Genomic DNA, 5,044 nt, shown 5'->3' with positions numbered 1-5,044 from the left:
TGTACGCCGCACCTTGGCGCTTCAACCACCGAGGCACAGGAAAATGTGGCGCTGCAAGTGGCAGGACAAATGAGCGCATACTCGATGTATGGTGCGACTTCAAACGCGGTGAACTTCCCCTCCATTTCCGCTGAAGAAGCTCCAAAGCTTATGCCATTTGTTAAATTGGCAGAAAATTTGGGTAGCTTTGCAGGTCAATTGACCGAAACAGCAATTACTGGCGTTAAAATTGAATTTGAAGGCCACGTGGCGGATCTCAATACCAAGCCGATGGTTTCTGCTTTGTTGACCGGTGTACTTAAGCCATTGCTTGGCGATGTGAACATGGTGTCCGCGCCTGTTTTGGCCAAAGATCGTGGCATGAAAGTTGAAACCACGAACCGCGAACAGCAAGGTGTATACGAAAACTACATTCGTCTGACCATTGTGACAGAACGCCAAGAACGCTCTGTGGCAGGTACGGTATTTGGTGACGGCAAGCCACGCCTTATCCAAGTTAAAGGCGTGAACATGGAAGCGGAAGTGACCCCATCCATGCTTTACATCACCAACGAAGACAAACCTGGTTTTGTTGGTCGTTTGGGTATGCTTTTGGGTGATGAGGGCATCAATATTGCCAACTTCAACTTGGGCCGCGTTAAAGAAGGTGGCGACGCCATTGCGCTCATCAATATTGATGGCAAATTGACCGATGCGCAGCTTGCCAACATCTCAGCGCTTGAAGGCGTGCAACAAGCTAAGCCGATCTATTTCGAGGTCGCATAAGTTATTGCAATTCCAGTAGCAGGCTGCAGCCTGTTTTTTTGAGAAGGGCTGGTCCATTTTTGGGCCGGCCCTTTTTTGTTTCAGCACTATTCAGGCTTGACGGGTAGTAGTGAAAATGCCCATACTGTAATCGATTACATAAGGCCCTTGGGGGGGATGGATGAAACAAGAAACCGGTGAAGTTCCATTTTCTTTGGCGGGAATAGATCACATAGTGTTCATCGTCGATGATATGCAGCTGGCGATGGATTTTTATCTGAACGTTCTTGGTTGTCAGCGCGGTTATGCTTATCCCGAGTTAGGCATGGAGCAATTGTGGGCAGGCCCTGCGCTAATTGTCTTGTGGGATCAAACGCACCCAGGTGGGATTGGCGCAAAGCCACCCGTTGCTGGCGGCCGCAATGTTGACCATGTTTGTTTGGCTGCAGGCCCGTTTGATCATGATCAGTTGCGGGCCCATCTTGCGCGGCATGGTGTTGAGATTGAACGTGAAGCAAATCACGGTGGCGCCCGCGGTCTGGGGCATTCATTTTATTTCTGCGACCCGTTTGGCAACAAGCTTGAGTTGAAGGGGCCTCCCCCCCATCCTGATCTTTAGGATCAATAGTGAGGTGGGCGTTCGTCTGCTTCGCCAGCACCGCCAGAAGATTCGATTTGTTCCAACTCGGCATGCAATTTTGAAATGTCGCGTTGTAGTTTCTCAAACTGAGCCCACTGCTCGGTAATCGCCTTGTTGAGGTCTTCTATGGTTTGATCTTGATGGGCGATGTGGCTTTCAAGGGCTTCAACGCGTGATGCCAGATCTTTAGTGCTGCTCATCGGTTTTGTTTCCTTTCTTGGTGCGCACTGCATATTCGGCCATCGTTATGCCGGAAATAATGAAAAGTGCAGCAACAAAATGATAATTTTGAAGCTGTTCTGACAAGATCAGCACCGATAAAATTGCGCCGAACAACGGCAGCGCATTGATGAAGAGGCTTGCGCGGTTTGCGCCAATTAGTTCCACCCCGCGTGCATAAAAAAGTTGCGAGATGATGGAGGGGAACAGTCCTGTGTAAAGAACCAATAACCACCCCGTGGTGGTGACCTTGGTAAAATTGACGAACATGGTGGGTAAACCGCCACTCACCAATTCATAAAGCACTGCTGAAAGGGTTGCGAAAAAGAACGTGGTGGCAAGAAAACTCATCCAGTGGATTTTAGGACGGTAGCGCAAGAGTACTGAATAGGCTGCATAAATTACGCAGGCAATAAGGATCAAACCATCACCCATATTGATATCCAGGGTGAGTAAGCGCAAAGGCGCACCAGCGGTTGCAACCCATAAGACCCCAAAAATGGTGGCGATGACCCCAACGATTTGCAACGCTTTTGTGCGTTCACCGTAAAACATAAAGTTGGCCAGCATCACCATCATGGGGATCGATGCCTGTTCAATGGCACCGTTTACTGCGGTTGTATACTGCGCGCCCAAATATAAAAACAAGTTGAACCCAGCAAAGCCAACGCCACCAGCAAACGCGAGAAAGAAGACTTTTTCGCGGATCGCGGGCCAATCTTTTTTGAAGTGTGGCAAAGCGAACGGCAAAATGACCAAGAAGCCCAAAAGGAATCGCCCAGCCACCAAATTTGTTGGGGCGATGTTGCCCACAGCCATCTTTCCGGCCACCATATTTCCGCCCCAAAACAGCGCTGTAAGCACCAGAAGCAGAATGGGTTGATTAAATAGGTGATTTAGAGGGTTTTTGGCCCTCTTTTGGGCGGATTGTTGTTTTGTCATGGCATCACTTTTGCTATACCAGCGACGCTTAACAGGTTTTGGCGGTACCCGATATACCAAACAACACGGGTATTGTTGTCAGTTTTGAGCGTTTTGTCGGGGCAGGGCTGGCCAAAAGGGTCAACTCAAAAGGCTAAAACGTTCGATCTCAAGGAGAACATTTTAATGGCGAATGTGGTGGTTGTCGGCTCCCAGTGGGGCGACGAGGGTAAAGGTAAGATTGTTGATTGGCTGAGCGAACGCGCGGACGTTGTCGTGCGCTTCCAAGGTGGTCACAATGCTGGCCACACTTTGGTTATTGATGGTGTGACCTACAAGACCGCCTTGTTGCCATCGGGCGTTGTGCGCCCTGGCAAGTTTTCTGTCATTGGCAACGGCGTGGTTGTTGACCCGCATCACTTTGTGCAGGAACTGGCTTTGCTTCGTGGGCAAGGTGTTGAGATTTCACCTGAAAACCTCATGATTGCTGACAATGCTTGTTTGATTTTGTCGTTGCACCGCGAGCTCGATAGCTTCCGCGAAAACTCAAATGCTGGTTTGAAAATTGGCACCACAAAACGTGGTATGGGCCCAGCATATGAAGACAAAGTTGGTCGCCGCGCGATCCGAGTTTGTGACTTGGCGGACCCTGAAAGCTTGATGCCAAAGATTGAACGCAACTTACGCCACCACAATGCTTTGCGTCGTGGATTGGGCATTGATGAAGTTAAAGCGCAAACAATTTATGACGAGTTGATGGATGTTGCTGGCGAAATATTGCCGTTTGCCGGTCGGGTTTGGGAAAAGCTCAACAATATGCGCCGCGATGGCAAACGGATTTTGTTTGAAGGTGCGCAAGGTGCATTGCTTGATATTGAGCATGGCACATATCCGTTCGTTACCTCATCAAACACTATTGGTGGGCAAGCGGCAAACGGCTCTGGCTTGGGCCCGGGAGCGCTGGACTATGTTTTGGGCATTACCAAAGCTTACACAACCCGTGTGGGTGAGGGGCCGTTTCCAACCGAGCAAATCAACGATATTGGCGAATATTTGGGCAAAACAGGTCACGAGTGGGGCGTAAATACAGGCCGCAAGCGCCGTTGTGGTTGGTTTGATGCCGTGCTGGTGAAACAAACGGCACAAGTTTCTGGCCTCAATGGCATTGCTTTGACAAAGCTTGATGTTTTGGATGGCATGGAAGAGATCAAAGTCTGTGTTGCTTATGAATTGGACGGTGAGCGGATTGACTATTTGCCTTCGACCATGAAAGGTCAGGCCGAGGTTACGCCAATTTATGAAACATTGGCTGGGTGGAAAGGCACAACCGCTGGCGCGCGCAGTTGGGCGGATCTTCCTGCTGAAGCTGTGAAGTATGTGCGTAGAATTGAAGAACTAATTGGGACGCCAGTTGCTGTCTTGTCCACATCTCCGGAACGTTTAGACAGCATTTTGGTACATGACCCTTTCCAAGACTAAGTTTTTTTCGTTACAACTGGTAACGGGGAGCAAGTTTGAGTAGCTGATGGCGGATTATCGAGAGCTTTTGCGACGGGCGGTTGACGCCCTTCCAGAGAATAATGGCACGTCACGACGCGCTGTTTACGAGAAGGCGCGCGAAGCGTTGGTTACGCAGTTGCGCGCAATTGAGCCGCCATTGCCTGCGCGTGAAATCACCCAGCATCGCTTGACGCTTGAGGACTGTATTCGTCAAGTGGAGCAGGAAGCCACAGAGGCCCTGCTGCAAGGACTGAAGAATGATACAGAGGCCTCAGCACCCAAGGTTGTGACGACACCAAACGTCCAGAATGAATCTGCGCGCGTTGTGCAACCTCAGGAAACTGAGGAGGTCGAGGATGAAACGGCTGTTGAAGAGGAATTGGCACAAGCTGTCGCTTTTGAAGAGTTTGCTGATGAACCTGAAGAGTTAGAAGCTGAAGAGCCTGAGGTTGAGGAACCTGAAGTCGAAGCGCCGGCCAAAGATAGTGATGCCGAATCATCTGATGATGAAGAACAGGTTGAACGTAAAGATGGCGCAGTTGATACCGATGCGGATGATGCTGTACGTGCGCAAGAGGATGCAGCTAAAGAAGATCACCTGCCTGAAGGTGAGCAAATTCAACAGACCCATACAGCAAAGGTAGACGTCTGCGTAGCTGAATTGGCGGACGAGGAACAAGACGATGTTTCCGACGTTGAGGATGATGGGACGAGCGAAGAACTTGGGGTTGAAGCAGAGCCTGAGGTTGAAGCTAAAACTGAAGGTGAAGATGCACCAATAGTTGTTCCTGCAAAAGCCGGCAAAGATACCTCAGAAAAACCCGCGCCAAACCCTGTCGATGAAGTGATTGCGGCCGCGCAGGCGGCATCAAGTGTGGCTGCGATTACACCACCAGCTGTCGCCCTGAGGCCAGACGCCCAAAAGGATGTGCGAGATACGCCAGAGATTTCACCTGCACTTTCTAGTGTTCGTGAAGTTGAGGTGGATGAAGTCCTTACTGAAGACGCTTCCATAAATGT

At 50.1% G+C, this 5,044-nt stretch carries 5 protein-coding genes and 1 pseudogene; 4 read left to right on the top strand and 2 right to left on the bottom strand.

Translation table 11 applies throughout. From position 1 onward, the window contains the following. Window positions 1-765 (top strand): ACT domain-containing protein (locus tag Q0231_RS14425; protein WP_367274501.1); only part of this gene is annotated, 765 nt, incomplete at its 5' end. A 160-nt stretch (window positions 766-925) separates the two neighbouring features. Continuing rightward, window positions 926-1,363 (top strand): VOC family protein, encoded by a 438-nt coding sequence (locus Q0231_RS14420; protein WP_269394817.1) that lies wholly within the window; start codon window positions 926-928, stop codon window positions 1,361-1,363. A gap of 2 nt (window positions 1,364-1,365) precedes the next feature. Here Q0231_RS14420 and Q0231_RS14415 read toward each other — a convergent pair whose 3' ends face one another. Both Q0231_RS14415 and Q0231_RS14410 read right to left on the bottom strand, forming a co-directional pair. After that, window positions 1,366-1,584 (bottom strand): SlyX family protein, encoded by a 219-nt coding sequence (locus tag Q0231_RS14415; RefSeq protein WP_269394816.1) that lies wholly within the window; start codon window positions 1,582-1,584, stop codon window positions 1,366-1,368. Then, complete coding sequence (locus Q0231_RS14410; protein ID WP_299348492.1) at window positions 1,571-2,545, bottom strand: DMT family transporter; 975 nt, start codon at window positions 2,543-2,545, stop codon at window positions 1,571-1,573. Before Q0231_RS14410 ends, Q0231_RS14415 begins: the two co-directional genes overlap by 14 nt. Before the next feature lie 165 nt (window positions 2,546-2,710). On the opposite strand from Q0231_RS14410, the gene Q0231_RS14405 reads away from it, so the two are divergent. Next, a complete protein-coding gene (locus tag Q0231_RS14405) occupies window positions 2,711-4,003 on the top strand; it encodes an adenylosuccinate synthase (RefSeq protein WP_269394814.1) in 1,293 nt (430 codons plus the stop codon). A 46-nt stretch (window positions 4,004-4,049) separates the two neighbouring features. After that, window positions 4,050-5,044 (top strand): annotated as a pseudogene (locus Q0231_RS14400) (hypothetical protein); the annotation flags it as partial.

The sequence above is a fragment of the uncultured Maritalea sp. genome (assembly GCF_937139385.1).
In the GTDB taxonomy this organism is placed as follows: domain Bacteria; phylum Pseudomonadota; class Alphaproteobacteria; order Rhizobiales; family Devosiaceae; genus Maritalea; species Maritalea porphyrae_A.
The sequence above is the reverse complement of the archived record's forward strand: the minus strand, read 5'-3'. Positions and strand labels throughout refer to the sequence as shown.